Source organism: Streptomyces sp. NPDC004134 (assembly GCF_042874195.1).
Taxonomy (GTDB): Bacteria; Actinomycetota; Actinomycetes; order Streptomycetales; family Streptomycetaceae; genus Streptomyces.
On the sequence record NZ_JBIAMS010000003.1, the window covers coordinates 380,255 to 399,220 of the forward strand.

The 18,966-nt window shown below is 74.6% G+C and carries 19 protein-coding genes; 7 read left to right on the forward strand and 12 right to left on the reverse strand.

Features of this window, described 5'->3' with window-relative positions:
* Window positions 1–120: 120 nt before the first annotated feature.
* The 3 genes from ACFYVJ_RS06910 to ACFYVJ_RS06920 all read right to left on the reverse strand — a co-directional run bounded on the left by ACFYVJ_RS06910 (window position 121) and on the right by ACFYVJ_RS06920 (window position 1,632).
* Complete coding sequence (locus ACFYVJ_RS06910) at window positions 121–375, reverse strand: hypothetical protein (RefSeq protein WP_388887267.1); 255 nt, start codon at window positions 373–375, stop codon at window positions 121–123.
* A 135-nt stretch (window positions 376–510) separates the two neighbouring features.
* Window positions 511–828 (reverse strand): multidrug efflux SMR transporter, encoded by a 318-nt coding sequence (locus ACFYVJ_RS06915; RefSeq protein ID WP_101420001.1) that lies wholly within the window; start codon window positions 826–828, stop codon window positions 511–513.
* A 63-nt stretch (window positions 829–891) separates the two neighbouring features.
* A complete protein-coding gene (locus ACFYVJ_RS06920; RefSeq protein ID WP_388887269.1) occupies window positions 892–1,632 on the reverse strand; it encodes an SDR family NAD(P)-dependent oxidoreductase in 741 nt (246 codons plus the stop codon).
* A gap of 130 nt (window positions 1,633–1,762) precedes the next feature.
* Here ACFYVJ_RS06920 and ACFYVJ_RS06925 point away from each other — a divergent pair, with 130 nt between their 5' ends.
* Both ACFYVJ_RS06925 and ACFYVJ_RS06930 read left to right on the forward strand, forming a co-directional pair.
* A complete protein-coding gene (locus tag ACFYVJ_RS06925; protein WP_388887271.1) occupies window positions 1,763–2,416 on the forward strand; it encodes a TetR/AcrR family transcriptional regulator in 654 nt (217 codons plus the stop codon).
* Window positions 2,417–2,642: 226 nt separating this feature from the next.
* Window positions 2,643–3,821, forward strand: a complete 1,179-nt coding sequence (locus tag ACFYVJ_RS06930; protein WP_388887273.1) for an acyl-CoA dehydrogenase family protein — start codon at window positions 2,643–2,645, stop codon at window positions 3,819–3,821.
* Between the two features lie 91 nt (window positions 3,822–3,912).
* Here ACFYVJ_RS06930 and ACFYVJ_RS06935 read toward each other — a convergent pair whose 3' ends face one another.
* Window positions 3,913–4,305 (reverse strand): hypothetical protein, encoded by a 393-nt coding sequence (locus ACFYVJ_RS06935; RefSeq protein ID WP_388887274.1) that lies wholly within the window; start codon window positions 4,303–4,305, stop codon window positions 3,913–3,915.
* Between the two features lie 236 nt (window positions 4,306–4,541).
* Here ACFYVJ_RS06935 and ACFYVJ_RS06940 point away from each other — a divergent pair, with 236 nt between their 5' ends.
* From ACFYVJ_RS06940 to fxsA, 4 genes are all read left to right on the forward strand, one after another.
* Entirely contained in the window at window positions 4,542–4,982 is a 441-nt protein-coding gene (locus ACFYVJ_RS06940) for an Lrp/AsnC family transcriptional regulator (RefSeq protein ID WP_018835479.1), read from the forward strand.
* A gap of 40 nt (window positions 4,983–5,022) precedes the next feature.
* The gene (locus ACFYVJ_RS06945; protein WP_388887276.1) at window positions 5,023–6,708 is read left to right on the forward strand and encodes an amidohydrolase; all 1,686 of its coding nucleotides are present in this window, start codon (window positions 5,023–5,025) and stop codon (window positions 6,706–6,708) included.
* Window positions 6,709–7,340: 632 nt separating this feature from the next.
* Entirely contained in the window at window positions 7,341–8,108 is a 768-nt protein-coding gene (locus ACFYVJ_RS06950; RefSeq protein ID WP_388887278.1) for a polyprenol monophosphomannose synthase, read from the forward strand.
* A 3-nt stretch (window positions 8,109–8,111) separates the two neighbouring features.
* The gene (gene fxsA, locus ACFYVJ_RS06955; protein ID WP_388887280.1) at window positions 8,112–8,741 is read left to right on the forward strand and encodes an FxsA family membrane protein; all 630 of its coding nucleotides are present in this window, start codon (window positions 8,112–8,114) and stop codon (window positions 8,739–8,741) included.
* A gap of 172 nt (window positions 8,742–8,913) precedes the next feature.
* Here the strand turns inward: fxsA and ACFYVJ_RS06960 are convergent, their stop codons facing one another.
* Complete coding sequence (locus ACFYVJ_RS06960; RefSeq protein WP_026276152.1) at window positions 8,914–9,288, reverse strand: RNA polymerase-binding protein RbpA; 375 nt, start codon at window positions 9,286–9,288, stop codon at window positions 8,914–8,916.
* A gap of 233 nt (window positions 9,289–9,521) precedes the next feature.
* Window positions 9,522–10,127 carry a YitT family protein gene (locus tag ACFYVJ_RS06965; protein WP_388887374.1) on the reverse strand — a complete coding sequence of 202 codons (606 nt, stop codon included), beginning with the start codon at window positions 10,125–10,127 and terminating at the stop codon, window positions 9,522–9,524.
* Window positions 10,128–10,311: 184 nt separating this feature from the next.
* On the opposite strand from ACFYVJ_RS06965, the gene ACFYVJ_RS06970 reads away from it, so the two are divergent.
* Window positions 10,312–11,823, forward strand: coding sequence for a PLP-dependent aminotransferase family protein (locus tag ACFYVJ_RS06970; protein ID WP_388887282.1), 1,512 nt, complete (start codon window positions 10,312–10,314; stop codon window positions 11,821–11,823).
* Between the two features lie 113 nt (window positions 11,824–11,936).
* Here the strand turns inward: ACFYVJ_RS06970 and ACFYVJ_RS06975 are convergent, their stop codons facing one another.
* From ACFYVJ_RS06975 to ACFYVJ_RS07000, 6 genes are all read right to left on the reverse strand, one after another.
* Window positions 11,937–13,487, reverse strand: coding sequence for a hypothetical protein (locus tag ACFYVJ_RS06975; protein WP_388887284.1), 1,551 nt, complete (start codon window positions 13,485–13,487; stop codon window positions 11,937–11,939).
* Window positions 13,488–13,537: 50 nt separating this feature from the next.
* Window positions 13,538–13,732 carry a hypothetical protein gene (locus ACFYVJ_RS06980; RefSeq protein ID WP_018835487.1) on the reverse strand — a complete coding sequence of 65 codons (195 nt, stop codon included), beginning with the start codon at window positions 13,730–13,732 and terminating at the stop codon, window positions 13,538–13,540.
* Window positions 13,733–13,889: 157 nt separating this feature from the next.
* Window positions 13,890–15,260, reverse strand: coding sequence for an ABC transporter ATP-binding protein (locus tag ACFYVJ_RS06985; RefSeq protein WP_388887286.1), 1,371 nt, complete (start codon window positions 15,258–15,260; stop codon window positions 13,890–13,892).
* A gap of 172 nt (window positions 15,261–15,432) precedes the next feature.
* On the reverse strand, window positions 15,433–17,076 hold the full coding sequence (locus tag ACFYVJ_RS06990; protein WP_388887287.1) for an alkaline phosphatase D family protein: 1,644 nt from the start codon (window positions 17,074–17,076) through the stop codon (window positions 15,433–15,435).
* A 98-nt stretch (window positions 17,077–17,174) separates the two neighbouring features.
* On the reverse strand, window positions 17,175–17,753 hold the full coding sequence (locus tag ACFYVJ_RS06995; protein WP_388887289.1) for an ATP-binding protein: 579 nt from the start codon (window positions 17,751–17,753) through the stop codon (window positions 17,175–17,177).
* A gap of 188 nt (window positions 17,754–17,941) precedes the next feature.
* Complete coding sequence (locus ACFYVJ_RS07000) at window positions 17,942–18,856, reverse strand: serine hydrolase (protein ID WP_388887291.1); 915 nt, start codon at window positions 18,854–18,856, stop codon at window positions 17,942–17,944.
* Window positions 18,857–18,966 lie beyond the last annotated feature (110 nt).

Below are 18,966 nucleotides of genomic sequence, written 5' to 3' on the forward strand. Positions count from 1 at the left end.
GATCGAATTTGAATGCATTCAGTGGTCGTCATCGGTTCCCACGCTGAGCGCATGGGGTGCGGGCATGATCGATCCACTGTCCGGAAAGGTCTGGACCTGAACTGCGTGCGACGGCGGGGACTAGCGCCGGAACCGGACCCGCCGGTGCGGATCGCCGGGTGCGCCGGCCCGCGCCTGGCGCTCCGCCGCCGCGCGGACCTCGTGGTGCGAGTCGTGCGCGGTGACGCGCATCGCCTCCTCGTACGCGGCCAGCGCGCCCCGCATCGCCGAGCCGGCGAGCCCGCGGCGGCGCACGACCCCCTTGAACCAGGTGAGGACGCACATCACCGCGAGCAGGCAGCCGCCCGCGACCAGATAGGGCACGAACTCACCCATGCGGCCACCAGCCGCGCCCGGCGTACCGGGCGACCGGCGCGGGGGCGAGGGTTGCGGCGATGCCGCCCCCCGCCCGCATCGCCGTCGCGTCCATGTACGGGAGAACTCCCGGTGCGCCCGCGGGGTTCCGCGCGGTCAGCCTTCGACGAACTTCAGCCCGATGACGCCCGCGAGGATCAGCCCGAGGCATGCCAGCCGGGCCGGCGACGCGCTCTCGCCCAGGGCGAGGATGCCCACGGCGGCCACCCCCAGCGAGCCGAGCCCGACCCACACGGCGTACGCCGTGCCGACGGGCAGGCTGCGCAGCGCCATCGTCAGCACGACGACGCTCGCCATGGCCATCACCAGCCCGATCGTCGAGGGCCAGAGGCGGGTGAGGCCGTCGGACTGCTTCAGTGCGGTGGCCCAGACGAGTTCGAGGCCGGCGGCGATCAGCAGGAATATCCAGGGCACGGTGTCTCCCGGGTGGTTCGTTCGGGTGGTACGGGGAGGGGCGCGGGGCCGCGGGCGGCCGCGCTACGCGGCGAAGCCGCCGTCGACGGCGATCGCCGCGCCGGTGATCTGCGCGCCGCCGGGGCCCGCGAGATGGGCGACGGCGGCGGCGATGTCCTCGGGGCTGCCGTAGCGGCCCAGCGCGCTGAGGGCGCGGGCGGCGTCGGCCTCGGGGGAGTCGGCGGGGTTCATCTCGGTGTCGGTGTCGCCGGGGTGGACGACGGTGACGGCGATGCCCTGCGGGCCCAGGTCGCGGGCGAGCCCGCGGGTGAGGCCCGTCAGCGCCGACTTGCTGGCGGCGTACAGGGTCCAGCCCGGTATCGGCACCCGCTCGGCGAAGCTGCTGCCGATGCTGATGATCCGGCCCCCGGGGCCGAGGTGGCGGGCGGCCGCCTGGGAGGCGAGGAAGACCGCGCGGACGTGGATGGCGAGCACCGCGTCCACGTCCTCCCGGCTCACCTCGGCCAGCGGCCCGTACGGCGCGATGCCCGCGTTGTTCACCAGCACGTCCAGCCGGCCGAGTTCGGCGGCGGCGCGGTCGACCGCGGCGACGACGGCGTCGGGGTCCGCGGCGTCGGCCCGGATGGCCAGCCCCCGGCGGCCGGTCTTCTCCACGGCGCGTACGACCTCCGCGGCCCGTTCGGGCGAGCGGTGGTACGTCAGCGCCACGTCGGCGCCCTCCTCGGCCAGCCGCCGCGCGATCGCGGCGCCGATGCCGCGGCTGCCGCCGGTGACCAGGGCCGTCCGGCCCGCGAGCTGCGTCATGTTTGCTCCCTTCGATATCCGGAGAACTCTCCGGATGGCACTCTCGAAGAGTAACCGGAGAACTCTCCGGATGCCAGCGAGAACCGGAGAAGTCTCCTGTTCGCTATCCTCCGGACAGGAAGGAGCGCAGGTGACACACGACGAAGCGACCGGCCGGCGGCGGCCGGCAGGCGCCGAGCTGCCGCTGGTCGGCGGCCCGCCGGCGGAGCGCGCGGACGCCGCGCAGAACCGCCGCAGGATCCTCGCCGCCGCGGCCGCGATGGTCGCCGAGCGCGGTCCCGACGCGCTGTCCATGGACGAGGTCGCCAAGGCCGCGGGCGTCGGCGTCGGCACCGTCTACCGCCGCTTCGGCGACCGGGCGGGACTGGCGTACGCGGTCATCGACGAGCGCGAGGTGCAGTTCCAGGCCGCGTTCCTCCAGGGCCCGCCGCCGCTCGGGCCGGGCGCGGGCGCGCCGGAGCGCATCCGGGCCTTCCTGCACGCCCTCGTCGACCGCACCGAGGACCAGCTCGGACTGCTGCTCGTGGCCGAGATGGACTCCGCCGACGCCCGGTTCACCGAGGGCTCGTACGAGCTGTACCGGCAGCACCTCGCGCTGCTCGTCGGCCGGATCCGGCCGGAGGCCGACGTGCGCTGGCTCGCCGACGCCCTGCTCGCCCCGCTGGCCGCCAACCTCTACGGCTATCAGCGCCGCACCGGCGGCATGAGCGTCGCCCGCGTCAAGGCCGGCTACGATGACCTGCTCGCCGGTCTCGCCCACGGCGGCGGTGCCGCCGGACCCTGACGCCGGAACCCGCCCCGGTCAGTGGCCGGTTCGCCGCCTACCCCGTCTGTCTCGGCGTACCGCCGATCGGGCATACTCCCCTTCACCGCAGCCTTACATGCCGGCTCGCCGCAATCCGGCGGGGCAGCATCGGGCTGCACGAACACAACGGGCGGAGCCGCCGTATCCCGGGCGGCGCCGCCGTCGACAGCGCCGTACGCGCGCCCGGCGAAGAGGAGTGCACCGCATGCCCGTACGTGGTCCGCTGCCCGTGGAACGCGAGCTGCCCACCGAGGAGTCACGCGACCTGCTGGCCCTCGTCCGCGAGCTGGTCCGGCGGGAGATCGCTCCCCTGGCCGCAGAAGAAGAGGAAGCGGGCCGCTTCCCCCGGGAGTTGTTCACCACCCTCTCGCAGTCGGGACTGCTCGCGCTGCCCTACGCGGCCGAGTACGGCGGCGGGGAGCAGCCGTACACGGTCTACCTCCAGGTGCTGGAGGAGTTCGCCGCCGCCCGGCTGACCGTCGGCCTCGGCACCTCCGTGCACACCCTCGCCACCCACGCGGTCGCCGGCTACGGCACCGAGGAGCAGCGCAAGGAGTTCCTTCCGGCCATCCTCGGCGGCGGCCTGCTCGGCGCGTACTGCCTCTCCGAGCCCGCCTCCGGCTCCGACGCCGCCGCCCTGACCACCAGGGCCGTACGCGACGGCGACACCTGGACCCTGGAGGGCACCAAGGCGTGGATCACCCACGCGGGTGTCGCCGACTTCTACACCGTCCTCGCCCGCAGCGGCGGCCCCGGCGCCGGCGGCATCACCGCCTTCCTCGTCCCCGGCGACGCCCCCGGGCTGACCGCCGCCCCGCCCGAGAAGAAGATGGGCATGAAGGGCTCGCCCACCGGCCTGCTCCACTTCGACGGGGTACGCGTCCCGGACGCGCGCCGCATCGGCGAGGAGGGGCAGGGCTTCGCCATCGCGCTCGACGCCCTCGACTCCGGCCGGCTCGGCATCGCGGCGTGCGCGATCGGGGTGGCGCAGGGGGCGCTCGACACGGCGCACGGATACGCGCAGGAGCGGCAGCAGTTCGGCCGGCCCGTCGCCGACTTCCAGGGGCTGCGCTTCCTGCTTGCCGACATGGCGACGCAGGTCGCGGCCGGGCGCGCGCTGTACCTCGCCGCCGCGCGGCGGCGCGACGCGGGCCTGCCCTTCGCCCAGGACGCCGCGATGGCCAAGCTGTTCTGCACGGACGCGGCGATGCGGGTGACGACCGACGCCGTGCAGGTGCTCGGCGGCTACGGCTACACGGCCGACTTCCCCGCGGAGCGCTACATGCGCGAGGCGAAGGTGCTGCAGATCGTGGAGGGCACCAACCAGATCCAGCGCGTGGTGGTCGCGCGGCACCTGCTGGGCGCGGAGACGGACCGGGGGTAGAGGCCGGTCCGCAGCGCGTCGGGGGCGCGACGGGACGGAGCCGGGGCGCGGGAACGGGCGCGGGCGGGTGCCGCGGGGCTGTGTGCGGGCGTTACTTGCGCCGGCGCATCCCCGGCAGCCGCCGCCGCACCGGCTCGTTCCCCGGGCCGCCGACGTGCGAGAAGGGCTGGCGGCGCCAGTCGAGGCCCTCGGGCAGCGTGAGCAGCACGGCCGTGTCCTCGGCGCGCGCGTCCAGCCGCGCGTCCTCGGGCACCGCGGCCGACAGCGGGCTGCCGGAGCCGGTGCACACGGTCAGGCCGAACGGGTTCGCCGGGGTGACGCGGGCGTGCTCGGGCAGCACGTCCTCGCCCTCCAGCAGGGCGATGGGCTGGACGCAGTCCGGGCAGAGCACCCGGAAGATCAGCGAGGTCTCGGCGTATCCGCCGCCCTCCTCGTCGTCGAATGCATCGGGATCGACGAGCTGGACATGCTCGGAACGGCGCATGCTGCTCCCCCTCAGGTTGGGCCACCTGGACGGTCACGTGGTGGTCTCGACCACAGCAAGGATTTCCCTCGCTGTCATCCGAATAATCGTCCGCAGGGTCCCCCTCGCTCCCCGATGGACTGTGGCCTTCGTCACACGCTGCCGCGTGCGCCCGTGCGCCCCCGAGGCGCCCTCCCCGGCCGCCCGGGCGGCCCCGGATGTACCCGACCGCCGCAAACGAAGTAGGTTGATGCGTTGTGGAGGAGTTGGACAGGCACATCGTGGAGCTGCTCGTCAGGGACGGGCGGATGAGCTATACGGACCTGGGCAAGGCCACCGGCCTGTCCACCTCGGCCGTGCACCAGCGGGTGCGGCGGCTGGAGCAGCGCGGCGTGATCCGCGGCTACGGCGCCATCGTCGACCCGGAGGCCATCGGCCTGCCGATGACCGCGTTCATCTCGGTCAAGCCCTTCGACCCCAGCGCCCCCGACGACATCGCGGACCGGCTCGCCGAAGTCCCCGAGATCGAGGCGTGCCACAGCGTGGCGGGGGAGGAGAACTACATCCTCAAGGTGCGCGTCGCCGCTCCGGCGGAGCTGGAGGACCTGCTGGCCCGCATCCGCTCGCTCGCCGGCGTCTCCACCCGCACGACCGTCGTGCTCTCCACGCCGTACGAAGCCAGGCCGCCGCGCATCTGACGGCGCGGCGCCCCCGATCCGAATCCGAGGCACCGCAGCCGTGACCGCCGACAGCCCCGCCGCCCGACCCGCGGAAACCGCGAACTCCGCGCCCTCCCGGGCCGGTTCCGGCCGCCGCACCGTGCTGCTGCGCGGCGGCACCGTCCACAGCCCCGCCGACCCGTTCGCCACCGCCATGGTCGTCGAGGGCGACCGCGTCGCGTGGGTCGGCTCCGAGGGCGCGGCCGACGGCTTCGCCGACGCCGCCGACGAGGTCGTCCACCTCGAAGGCGCCCTCGTCACCCCGGCGTTCACCGACGCGCACGTGCATCTGACCGCCACCGGGCTGGCGCTGACGGGGCTCGACCTCTCCGGCGCCACCGGGCTGGCCGACGCGCTGGCCCGGATCCGCGCGCACGCCGCCGGGCGTCCCGCGGACCGGGTGCTCATCGGCCAGGGGTACGACGAGACCGGCTGGCCCGAGGGCCGCCCCCCGACCCGTGCGGAACTCGACGAGGCCGCCGGCGGCCGCCCGCTCTACCTCACCCGCGTCGACGTCCACTCCGCCGCCGTCAGCACCGCCCTGCTCGACCTGGTGCCCGGCGTCGCGGACCGCGACGGCTACGCCGCCGACGCGCCGCTGACCCGCGACGCCCACCACGCCGTACGCCGCGCCGCGTACGCCGCCATGTCGCCCGCGCAGCGCGCCGCCGCGCAGGGCGCCGCGCTCGACCGCGCCGCGGCCGTCGGCATCGGCTCCGTGCACGAGTGCGCGGGTCCCGACATCAGCGGCGAGGACGACTTCGCGGCGCTGCTCGCGCTGGCCGCCGAGCGGCCGGGGCCGCGGGTCACCGGCTACTGGGGCGAGGCCGTCACCGGCCCCGGGGACGCCCGGCGCCTCCGCGAACTCGGCGCCTTCGGCGCGGCCGGCGACTTCTGCGCCGACGGCTCCCTCGGCTCCCGCACCGCCCACCTGACGGAGCCGTACGCCGACCGCCCCGGGTACCGCGGCAACGGCTACCTCGACGCCGACGCCGTCGCCGCCCACGTCGCCGCCTGCACCGAGGCGGGGCTCCAGGCGGGCTTCCACGCCATCGGGGACGCCGCCGTGGCCGCCGTGGTCGACGGCGTACGGGCCGCGGCCGAGCGGGTCGGCCTGGACCGCGTACGGGCGCTGCGGCACCGCGTGGAGCACGCGGAGATGCTCACCCCCGAGACTGTCGCCGGGTTCGCGGAGCTGGCGCTCACGGCATCGGTGCAGCCGGCGTTCGACGCCGCCTGGGGCGGCGGGGAGGGCATGTACGCGGCCCGGCTGGGACCGGAGCGGGCACGGGCCCTCAACCCGTACGCGGCCCTCCTGCGCGCCGGTGTGCCGCTGGCCCTCGGCTCCGACACCCCGGTCACCCCGCTCGACCCCTGGCGCACCGTCCGGGCCGCCGCGTTCCACCACACGCCCGAGCACCGCATCTCCGTCCGCGCCGCCTTCACCGCCCACACCCGCGGCGGCTGGCGGGCCGTCGGCCGCGACGACGCCGGCGTGCTCGTGCCCGGCGCGCCGGCGGACTACGCCGTCTGGGCGGCCGGCGACCTCGTCGTACAGGTGCCCGACGAGCGGGTCGCGAACTGGTCGACCGACCCGCGCTCCGGCACCCCGGGCCTGCCCGACCTCACCCCCGGCGTGGAACCGCCCGTGTGCCTGCGTACCGTCGTGGCCGGAAACACCGTCCACCCGGGGCCGATCGGGTGAGTTAACGATCTTCGATAGGCCGAACGAAGGCCGTCCCGGGCGTGGGACCGCGGCCTGATTTCGGGACTGACCAGCCGCTTCGGCAAAACGCCACAGGTGACACGGCTGTTGACACGCAACGGGCAACGGCGGGTAGTTTCGGCCGAGTCCACCACAGGACGTCCGGCCGGATCACCTCCGCGCAGTCGTGGAACGCTCTGGGCCACGGATGGTGTGCCGCACCGGCGCCCCATCGCAGGCAGCCAGGTCCAGGACTCCGGCACGGGGGCGAGGGAGGATGGCATCCGTCGGGCTGGTGTGACCCCGGGTGGGGCCCGGACGCTCAGTAGACAACGGCCCTCGGTCGATCCGCAGCCAGCGGGTCCCAGGTCGGACCGAAGGGCGCCGGGCCCGACCCGCAGCGGCACGCGCCGTGCGGGCACGGCCCCGTGAGCCGCCGGCCGCCACGCCCCGTTTCCCCTTCTTCCGCGGTCTCCGCGGGCGTCCCGGTCATCGCCCCCGACCGTCCCGCGGTACCGTTGCGCACCGCCTCGGTGCCGGACTCCGCCGGACTCTGGCTATGGTGGGCGTCCGTCCGGCGCGGCCGTGTGCGCGCGTGGACGGTTCGAGCGGGAATTGCGGAAGGGACGGCAGTGACAGACGGGGTTCAGGGGCGCTACGGCCCGCTGGGCGGGATCCTGGTGATCATCCCGACGTACAACGAGGCCCTGAACCTCGAGTCGATCGTCTCCAGGGTGCGGGCCGCGGTGCCGGAGGCCGACGTCCTGGTCGTCGACGACAACAGCCCGGACGGCACCGGGAAGCTCGCCGACGAGCTGAGCGCGAACGACGAGCACGTACACGTGCTGCACCGGGCGGGCAAGGAGGGCCTGGGCGCCGCCTATCTGGCCGGCTTCGGCTGGGGCCTGGAGCGGGACTACGGCGTGCTGGTCGAGATGGATGCGGACGGCTCCCACCGGCCGGAGGAACTGCCCCGGCTGCTCACCGCCCTCAAGGGCGCCGACCTGGTGCTCGGCTCCCGGTGGGTGCCCGGCGGCCGGGTGGTCAACTGGCCCAGGTCCCGGGAGTTCATCTCCCGCGGCGGCAGCGCCTACTCGCGGCTCTGGCTCGGGCTGCGCATCAGGGACGTCACCGGCGGCTACCGCGCGTTCCGCCGGGAGACGCTGGAGGGCATCGGGCTGGCGAACATCGCCTCGCAGGGGTACTGCTTCCAGGTGGATCTGGCGCGGCGGGTGGCCGACGCCGGCTACCACGTCGTGGAGGTCCCCATCACCTTCGTCGAGCGCGAGCGCGGCGACTCCAAGATGAGCAAGGACATCTTCGCCGAGGCGGCCTGGCGGGTGCCGGCCTGGGGCGTACGGTCCCGGCTGGGACGGATTCTCGGCCGCAGGCACACTTGAGTCATGAGCGATCGCATTCCGCAGCCGTACGAGGACCCGGCAGGCTCCGACGACCGGGGGGCGGGCCCCGGCGGCCCGGGCCGCCGCAGCGGCCCCGGTGACGGCCGCGGCCGCCCGCCGCGCAGGCGCCGCTCGCTCGCCCGCACCCTGGCCCCTCTGGGCGTCGCCGCCTGGGCACTGCTGGAGCTGTGGCTGCTGATCATGCTCGGCTCCCAGATCGGCGTCCTGGGCGTCTTCGCGGTCCTGGTGGGCGGGCTGATCCTGGGCTCGGTCGTCATCAAGCGGGCGGGCCGGCGGGCCTGGCGCTCGCTCGCCGAGCAGCTCCAGCGGCAGCAGCGCGGCGAAGCGCCCGAGCCCGACCGCGCGCGCGGCACCGGCAACGGGCTGACGATGCTGGCGGGGCTGCTGCTGATGGTCCCGGGCCTGGTCACGGACGCCGTGGGGCTGCTCCTGCTGCTGCCGCCGGTACGGGCGCTGGTGCGCCGGAGGCTGACCCGGGCGATCGAGCGCTCGGCCTCGGGGAGCGACCTGGGGCAGGCGTACACGCAGGCGCGCATCCACCGCCCGGACGGCAAGGTCGTCCAGGGCGAAGTGATACGGGACGAGGACGAGGACCGGCCGCAGGAGCGCTGAGCCCCGGCAGCCGGTCCTCGCCCGGCCGTCCGTCACCTCGGGACCGGCCGCCCTCGCGGCGTACGGTCCCGGAGGTGCCGTGCTCCGCCCGCCGTTTTCGGGCACCCGGAAGGGCCCGTCCCACTGCGGGACGGGCCCTTGCCGGTGCCGTTCTCCGAAGCGGCGCCGCGCCTCAGGCCGACTTGCGGCTGTCGCGCGGATGCACGGCGATGTTCATCGCGCCGGAGCGCAGTACCGCGAGCCGCTCGGCCAGGACCTCTTCGAGCTCGTCGCGGGTGCGCCGCTCCATGAGCATGTCCCAGTGCGTCCGGGCGGGCTTGACCTTCTTCTCCTCCGGTCCCTCGCCGTCGACGAGCAGCGCCTGGGCGCCGCACGTCTTGCACTCCCACTCCGGCGGGATCTCCGCCTCGACCGAGAACGGCATCTCGAACCGATGGCCGTTCTGGCATGCGTACTCCACCGCCTGGCGCGGGGCCAGGTCGATGCCGCGGTCCGTCTCGTAGCTGGTCACCACGAGTCGCGTGCCGCGAAGAGCTCGCTCACTCATGAATCGTTGCCTCCCGGGCTTGTCGCCCACAGGACAGGTGTCGCTGTCGTCGTCATCCGGTCAACGTCCGGTCGGCGATGAAGATTCCCGTTCCGGGACATGCGTCGCCCGTCGTGCCGCCCCATTGCTTCTACCCACAGGCGTCCGCTTTGTCACGTGTGACGGAGATGTCACCGACTGATTTCATCTCACTGCATGCTGTAACGGTCCGCCTGCCGAGCCGGAGGCGTACACTACCGCTCCGCGCCAGGCGGCACATAATTCACCTCGCGGGTGTCGCGTCGCACCTCGCCCCTTCGGCCCGTCTCCGGCCCGGCCGGCGCGGGTTCCGGGAGCGCGAAGACGCGCAGGAAATACTGGGCCAGCGGGCCGATCGCGAGGGCGTAGACGACCGTGCCGGCGCCGACCGCGCCGCCGAGCGCCCAGCCGGAGGCCAGCACGGCGATCTCGATCAGGGTGCGCACCAGCCGGACGGACAGGCCGGTGCGCCGGTGCAGCCCGGTCATGAGGCCGTCGCGGGGGCCGGGGCCGTAGCGGGCGGAGATGTACAGGCCGGTGGCCACGCCGTTGAGGGCGACGCCGGCGAGCATCTGCGGGATCTGCAGGACCAGGCCGTGCACGTCGGGCAGCAGGGCGAGCGAGGCGTCCATGGCGACGCCGATCACCACCACGTTCGACACGGTGCCGAGCCCGGGGCGCTGCCGGATCGGTATCCACAGCAGCAGCACCGCCGCGCCGACCACGATGGTCGCGACCCCCATCGACCACCCGGCCTGCTTGCCGAGCCCCTGGTGGAAGGTGTCCCACGGGTCGAGCCCGACTCCGGCGCGCACCATCAGCGCGCAGCTCAGCCCGTACAGCGTCAGTCCGACGTACAGATGTGCGAGCCTGCGGGCCGTGCGAGATCCCCTCCAGCGCGACAAGACTGGCTCCCCTCTGGTCCTGTTGGATGGCTGCGTGCCACTATGTGGACTGGGCTCGTACAGGTGATATGGCCAATCGGGGAGAGGTGGCCTGGTTTTCATGGCGGAATGGACATCGGCCGTCGGTGCGGTACAGCTCGCGCGCCTGCTGCGGTCGCAGGAGAGCGCGGGCGCCGTGGCCCTCGACCGGCCAGGCCGCCGCGTGCCCGCGTACCGCGCGCTGGCCGACGGCGTGCGGCTGCTGGTGCTCGAAGGGCGCATCCCGGTGGCCACCCGGCTGCCGGCCGAGCGCGAACTGGCCGCCGCCCTCGGCGTCAGCCGTACCACGATCGCCGCGGCGTACGAACACCTGCGCGCGGCCGGCTTCCTCGAATCCCGCCGCGGCGCCGGAAGCTGGACCTCCGTACCGGCCGGGCACCCGCTGCCCACCCGCGGCCTCGAGCCGCTGCCGCCGGACGCCACCGGCTCGATGATCGACCTCGGCTGCGCCGCGCTGCCCGCGCCCGAGCCCTGGCTCACCCGCGCCATGCACGGCGCCCTGGAGCAACTCCCGCTCTACGCCCACACCCACGGCGACTACCCCGCCGGGCTGCCGGGCCTGCGCGCGGCCATCGCCGAGCGGTACACCGCCCGCGGGGTGCCGACCATGCCCGAGCAGATCATGATCACGACCGGCGCGATGGGCGCGATGATCGCCCTGTGCCGGCTCTTCGCCGGCCGCGGCGAGCGCATCGCGGTGGACTCGCCGAGCTACGCCAACATCCTGCAGCTCATGCGCGAGGACGGCGCCCGGCTCGTGCCCGTGGCCATGGGCGAGGGGCTCACCGGCTGGGACGTCGAGACCTGGCGGCACACCCTGCGCGACGCCGCCCCGCGGCTGGCTTACGTCATCCCCGACTACCACAACCCCACCGGCGCCCTGGCCGACGACGACCAGCGCCGCGCGCTCGTCGACGCCGCCCGCCGCGCCGGCACCGTCGTCGTCGCCGACGAGACGATGAGCGAACTGCGCCTGGACGACACCGGCGAACGCCCGCGGCCCGTCGCCGCGTACGACCCGGCGGGCTCCACCGTCGTCACCGTCGGCTCGGCCAGCAAGGCGTTCTGGGCGGGCCTGCGCATCGGCTGGGTGCGCGCCGCGCCCGAGGTGATCCGCAGCCTGGTCTCCGCCCGCGCGTACGCCGACCTCGGCTCGCCCGTGGTGGAGCAACTGGCCACCACGTGGCTGCTGGAGGGCGGCGGCTGGGCCGCGGCCACCGGCCTGCGCCGCTCCCAGGCGCGCGCCAACCGCGACGCGATCGTCGCCGCCCTGCGGCGCCACCTGCCCGACTGGGAGTACACCGTGCCGCACGGCGGGCTGACCCTGTGGGTGCGCACCGGCGGTCTGTCCGGCTCGCGGATCGCCGAGGCGGGCGAGCGGGTGGGCGTACGGATCCCGTCGGGGCCGCGGTTCGGCGTCGGCGGGGCCTTCGAGGGGTACGTACGGCTGCCGTTCACCGTCACCGGGGCGGTCGCGGAGGAGGCGGTCGGCCGGCTCGCGGCGGCGGCCCGCATCGTGTCGGAGGGCGGCGGGCCCGTGGCGGCGGAGCCGGCGGGGGCGTTCATCGCCTGACGGGACGGCGGCGGGAGCGCGGCAACCGCTGCCGGCCGCTGACGACTGCCGACTACGGCGATCACGCGTGCGCGGACCGGCGGGGCGGCAGCCGTACCGGCCGGCGCCGTCCGTCAGCCGCCGACCTGCGCCGCCGCCGTGCCGGTCGCGGAGCCGTCGGCGGGGGGCTCCGGCAGCAGCTCCAGCACCGCCCCCCGCAGCGTCTCCGGCGTCTCGCGGTGGTGCGGGTCGGGCGTCGCCGGTACCTGCAGCCGGTGCACCTCACCCTGGCCGAGGCGTACGTAGCCGCGCCCCGGCGGGACCTCGTACACCGGCGTGGTGTGCGGCGGGGCGCCGAGGACCGAGGCGACCTGGGCCGCCGAGGCCGGGCCCAGCACGACGCGGGCGCGGGTGTGGTCCCGTACGGCGTGACCCAGCGAGGCGGCGCAGTCGAACTGGTCCGCCACCACCACGGTGACGTTCGCCGCCCGGCCGTGCCGCAGCGGCACCTCCAGCAGCCCCTGCGGATCCTCCCGCCCGGCCGCGGCGGCCAGATGGCTCAGCGCCGCGGGCCTGTCCACGACGATCCACAGCGGCCGCGGGCCGCCGGCCGCCGCGTCGTCCCTGGCGGCGGCCGGGCGCTGCAGCCGGCGCTCCGTCTCCTCCGCCGCCCAGCGCAGCAGCGCCAGCGCGCCGGCCACCGTGGACTCCACCCCCAGGACCCCCGGCCGCCCCGCCAGGAAGGCGAACTCGCCCGCGCAGCCGCCGTCGACCACCAGCACCTCGCCGTGCGGGAGCGCCTGGAGCGCCAGCGACCGCAGCAGCGTCGTCGTGCCCGTGCCGGGCTGGCCGAGGGCGAGCAGATGCGGCTCGGTGGAGCGCGGTCCGGTACGCCAGAGCACCGGCGGCTCGTCCCGGTCGCCGGCCTCCGTGCGCACCGGAAGCGTCCGCCGCACGCCCTCGGCGTCGGTGAAGCCCAGCACCGACTCGCCGTGCGCCGTGACGTAGGGCTGCGCGCCGATGTCCGTGGGCAGCGGGTCGAGGACGGTGAGGTCCAGGCGGTTGTCGTCCTCGTGCCAGTCGAAGAGGTACTCGCGCCCGCGCCCGCACTTGGCGTAGAGCAGTTGCTCGATACGCGCCCGGGACTCCGGCTCGCCGTCCCGGAAGTACGGCGGGTAGCGCAGCCGCAGCGCGGTCAGCCGGTCGCCGCCGTCGAACTCGGCGTCGCCGAAGACCTGCTCGATGTCGCCCTCGTGGGCGTAGAGGGGGTGCGGGTCGTCGGGGGAGGAGAAGTACGGGACCAGGGCCTCGTACAGCGCCGCCAGCCGCTCCTGCCGCCTGGCCGCCGCGTCCTCGTCCCTGGCGGGGTCCGTCTCGCCCCGGCCCCGGCCGGCCCACACCGCCGCGGCCAGCAGCGCCACCGCGGCGGCGAGGGGCCCGTACGGCATCAGGTACACCAGCAGCAGGCAGGCGCCGGCCAGGAAGGCCGTCGGTCCCCGCCGCTCCTTCGGGGTCGCGCGCCAGCGCCGCCGGGCGGCGGCGGCGAGCCGGCCGGCGCCGCGGGTCACGACCACCACCGGCCGCAGCACGTCCGCGGCGCCGTCCGCCGCCGTCCTGGCGAGCTCGCGGCCGCGGGCCGCCGGGGGCGTCTCGCGGCCGGGCAGCCGGGCCAACGGTCGTCGCATGCGTCGGGTCTCCGAGTCCTGGGTGCGGACGCGCGGCGGGCCGGGGCGTCCTAGAGCTTGATGCCGCCCAGCAGGCTGGCGAGGCTCTGGCCGCCGGCCTTGATGCTGGGTGCGATCGCGGTGCCCGCCAAGTAGAACCCGAAGAGGGCGCAGACGATGGCATGGGACGGCTTCAGCCCGTCCTTGCGGAAGAACAGGAAGACGATCACTCCCAGCAGGACAACGCCTGAGATCGACAGAATCACGGAAATCTCCAGGGGCGACGGAGCCGTCAGAGGTCGTTTGCCAGCCTGGCAGTGAGATTTACCGAAGAAAAGCGGCAATTGGGTGATTTGCCCCATGCTCACCCGAGTGGCCGGAGAGCGGTCGCCGCCCCGCCCCGGCCGTGCTCCGCTGGGCGGACTACTCGTCCAGCCGGGGCTGGTGCGCGGGCGACGGGCAGACGCGGCGGCCCTGGTGGTCGAAGACGTACAGGTGTTCCAGGTCGATCAGCAGCGGCACGTGCGTGCCGGGCCGGACCTGGACGTCGGGCCCGGTCCGTACGACGAGGTCGCCCCCGGCGATCGCCGCGCGCTCGGCGCTCTGCGGCGGCGCGGCCGGTACCGGGGGCTCGTCCAGCACGCCCACCGCCCCCTCGCCCCGGTCGTCCTGGCCGGGGCCGTGCAGATGGGCCACCGCCCGATCGCGCAGCCGCCCGAGGACCGTGCCCTGCTTGTTCTTCCGGTGGCCGCCGGGCGCGGTGTCCGTACGGGGCCCTTCCAGCGCCGGTACGAGGGCCGCGCGCGAGCCGGTGTTCAGATGCAGCAGCGCCTCGTGGCCCAGGTACTCCACGTGCTCCACGATGCCGCTCATCGCGCACTCGCCGGCGCGCGCCAGCGAGGGACGGGCGATGCGCACGGCCTCGGAGCGCAGGCCGACGATCACCGGCCGGCCCTGCTGGATGCGGAGCATCTGGTGGTCGGGGGAGAGGGGTTCCGGCAGCACCAGGCTCTGCCGGCCGAGGTCGATGGTCATGCGGCCGGGCAGCGGGGCGTGCACGACGGCTTCGAGGAGGTTGATCCGCGGGGTGCCGATGAACGCGGCGACGAAGATGTTCTTCGGCAGCGCGTACGCCTCCCGCGGCGAACCCACCTGCTGCAGCACGCCGTCGCGCATCACGGCGATCCGGTCGCCGAGCGACATCGCCTCGGCCTGGTCGTGCGTCACGTAGACCGTGGTGACCGCCAACTCGCGGTTGAGCCGGGCGACTTCCGCGCGCAGGTGGTTGCGCAGCTTGGCGTCGATGTTGGACAGCGGCTCGTCCATGAGGAACGCGGTGGGCTCCCGCGAGATAGCCCGGCCGATCGCGACGCGCTGCCGCTCGCCGCCGGACAGTTGCGCGGGGTAGCGGTCGAGCAGGTCCTCGATGCCCAGCAGCCGCGCGGTGGCGTCCACCCGCGGGCCGACGTCGCCGCGGGCCTCCAGCTTCAGCGGGAAGCCGATGTTGTCGCGGTTGGTCATCCGCGGGTAGAGGGCGAAGTTCTGGAAGACCATGGCCATGCCGCGCTGTCCGGGCGCCAGTTCGGCGGCGTCCTCGCCGTCGAGCAGCAACTGCCCCTCGGTGACGGACTCCAGTCCCGCGATCATGCGCAGCACGGTGGACTTGCCGCATCCGGAGGGGCCGAGCAGGACGACGAACTCGCCGGGCTCGATGTCGAGCGAGAACCGGTCGACGGCCCGGATGCCGCGCTCGTAGACCTTGGTGACGCCGTCCAGTGATATCGCACGTGACATGGTGTTTTGTTCCGTATTTCGGCGACAAGGATGCGGTAGACGTGCACAGTTGGATTACGGGCCCCGAAAGATAGCGAAGTTCACCCGGGCTGGGAACGCCTCGCGCAGCCCGGCGCACAGGTCGGCGGCCGAATCGGCCGGAACGGGCCGACGGCCGCCCGTGCGGGGGCGGTTACAGCAGTTCCCGCTCGTCCGCCCGGACCAGGCGGGTGCCGCCGGCGCCCTCCTCGCGGGCCTGCTCAAGACGCAGCCGTACGCTGTCGCGGCCGCCGAGGGTGAGGGTCATCAACTGGTTGCCGAACCACGGGCCGCCGGTCTTGCGCCATTCGATCGGCGGGGCGGCGAGCCGGCCGTGCCGGGCGAGCAGCTTGCCGAGGAGGCGCCCCGCGCGGCTCCAGCCGAAGCGGAAGCCGGCCTTGATGGGGGCGGGCACGCTGTTGTGCATCGGCGAGCAGGTGAGCTGTGCGACCACCGGCCGCGGGCCTTCGGGACCGGCCGCCGCCGGCCACCGCGGCTCGGCCACATAGGCGTGGTGGACGTCGCCGGAGAGCACCAGCACCGAGGCCGGCGCCGCGTCGGCGCGGCCGACCTCGGCGATGAGGTCCGCGAGTTCCGCGAAGGACCGCGGGAACGCCGCCCAGTGCTCCAGGTCCGCACGCCGACGCAGCTTCTCGCCCAGCCGCGCCCAGCGGGCGCCCCGCTCACCGGCGCACAGCGCCGCGTTCCATCCCTCGGCGTCGTGCACCGCGGGCGGCAGCAGCCACGGCAGCGAGGTGCCGATGAGGAGGTGGTCGTACGCGTCCGGATCGGTCAGCGCCTGCCGGCGCACCCAGTCCATCTCGTCCGGGTCGACGAGCGCGCGGCTCTTCTCCTCCAGCACCCGCGCGGCGCGCGAGTCGACCATCAGCAGCCGGGTGCGGCCGAGGTCGCGGCGGTAGCTCCAGCGGACGGCGGCCGGGTCGGCGTCGGCGCGCTCGGCGAACTCCCGCAGCGGCTCCGTGCCGTCGCCGGCCTCCCGCACGGCCGCGTAGAGCGGGTCGGCCGCCAGCTCGTCGGGGGAGAGGTTGCCGAGGTGCTGGTAGACCCAGTACGACATCAGCCCGCCGAGGATCCGCTCGCGCCACCAGGGCTCGGCGCGGATCTCCTCCAGCCAGGAGGCGGAGGTGTTCCAGTCGTCGATCACGTCGTGGTCGTCGAAGATCATGCAGGAGGGTACGGAGGCCAGCAGCCGGCGCACCTCGGGGTCAAGCCAGGACTCGTCGTAGAGGTGGGTGTACTCCTCGTAGTCCGCGATCTGGTCGCCCGGCGGCACGCCGGGGTCGCGGCGCCCGGCGAGGTACTCGCGGGTGGCGGCGGAGGTCTCGTCCGCGTACACCTGGTCGCCGAGGAGGAGCAGGATGTCGGGGCGCTCGGCGTCCGGGTCGGTGTCCAGCCGGCGCGAGAGGGTGTCGAGGGCGTCGGGCCCGACGGGGTCGTGGCCGCCGCCGGGCTTGGCGGCCCAGCGGCAGGAGCCGAAGGCCACGCGCAGCGCGGCGCCGGGGCGCGGAGTGCGGATGGTGCTCGCGGGGGCGCCGGGCAGCGGCCAGACCTCGTGGCCGTCGAGGAGCACGCGGTACGGGGTGGGGGCGCCCGGCGTCAGCCCGGTCACGGTGATCAGCGCGTAGTGGTGACCGCCGACCTGCCAGGTGCGGGCGCTGCCGCCGGCGCCGTCCGCACAGCGGACCTGCGCCTCGCACGGGCCGCCGGTCTCCACCCAGACCGTGGCGCGGGTGTCGTCGGCGTACCGCAGCAGCGGCCCGAGCCGCAGTTCCGCCATGGTCGTCTCCTCGTCCGGGTGGCCGGGCGCCACTGCGGGGGAACGCGCGGACCCGCCGGGAGGTTCCGTGGGGTGCGGCGGCTTCGTAGCGGGGCCGGTCAGGCGACGGCCGGGGCTGGATCGGCGCGCCCGGGCACGAGCGACTCCAGCAGGGCCAGGCAGCGGGCGAAGGACTGCCACTCGCGGTCCCGGTCGCAGTCCCCGCCGGCGCCCACGTCCGCCGGGCCGCCGGTCCCGGCGGGCGCGGTGAACCGGGACCACACGGCCTTGCCGAACGGTCCCGGGGCACTCCAGCCCCACGCGTCGCTGAGCGTCGCCACTATCTGCAGCCCCCGCCCGGACTCGGCGACCTCGTCGGCCTCGCGGGGCGCCGGCACGCCCTCGCCCGGGTCGAAGACCGCGCAGACGACCTCGCCGCCACGGCGGACGAGGGTGAGGGTCACCGGCTGCGGCTCGGCGACGGGCAGCGGCGGGCAGCCGGGCACGCCGTGGCGTACGGCGTTGGTCACCAGCTCGGAGACGACGCACTCGACGCTGTCGGTCAGCTCGGCGAGATCCCAGTCACGCAGCGTGCTGCGGACCGTGCGCCGGGCTTCGGCTATCGACCGCGGATGGGCATCGAGGGCGCAGGCAGCGAACGCCGATGCCTCGGCCCGCTCCCCGAAAGCTGCCGCCATGCCGATTCCCCGATCGATGCTGTCGCCTTGGAACGTGCTGGTTGTTCAATGGTGAGTGATATAGACCTCCGGATGCAAGTACAGATGCACTTTCATCCGCAAGCACAGGTGCACGTCCCCCGGCAAGTCGGGCATACGGGCCGCACCGGCCCCGGCGGGGTGGATCCGGGGACGCGTCCGGCGCCCGGTCAGTCACGCAGCGCGTTCGCCGCCGTCGTCGTGTAGGTCTCCACGGCGTCGACCCCCGCCTTGTGGGACTTGTGCCCGTCGGAGAGGACGGCGACGAGCAGGGTGTGGCCGCCGTGCTCGACGCGGCCGATGCTGTTGATGTCCCACAGCCCGGTCGCCGAGCGCGGCAGCCAGCCGTTCTTCAGCGCCGCCGCCCCGGCGTCGTCCGCCGCCGCGGACACGCCCCAGCGCTGGTCGTCGACCACGGAGGTCATCAGCTTCTCGACGTAGCGGCGGGAGTCGCCGTCCAGCGGCGAGCGGCCGTCGCCGTACACCGCTTCGAGGAGCGCCAACTGGTCGGACGCGGTGGTCTGCGTCAGCCCCCAGGTGCCGCCGTCGCCGGGCTCGGTGTCGGTCAGGCCGAGGCGGCGGTTGGCGTCCGCGAGGCCGGAGCCGCCGCCGATGTCCGACCAGAGCGCGTCGGTGGCGTCGTTGTCGCTGCTGCGTATCATCTCGGCGGCCAGCTTCTTCTGTGCGCCGGTCAGCGTCTTGCCGTCGTCCTGGGCCTGGAGCAGCAGGGCGGCGAGGATGTCGACCTTGACGATGCTCGCGGTGTCGAACGAGCCCTTGCCCGAGCCGTACGTGGCCGTGGCGCCCGAGTCGAGGTCCGCCACGGCGAGGTCGTACGCGCCGGCCGGCTTCGGCAGCGCCTTCAGCGCCTTCGTCACGGCCTTGTCGGCGGAGGGCGCCGGGGCCGGTGCCTTTGCCTTCCCGGCCGCGGGTGCGTACTGGACGTGGCGCGTGCGGGGCGCACCGGCGGCCTCCGCGGTGTCCCCGACGAGGGGAGCGGAGGACGACGCGGTGGCGGCGATCACGGCGAGCGTGCCCGCGGCGACCGCCGCGGAGCGCAGCGTGGGGAGACGATTTCTCGACACGCTGCCGGAGGCTAGGGGACCCGGGTGCGGAAACGACTGGGAATCAGATGAACATTCGATGAGAAAACGGGCGCCCGTGGTATTTATCCGGACCCGGTGTGACGCGCCGT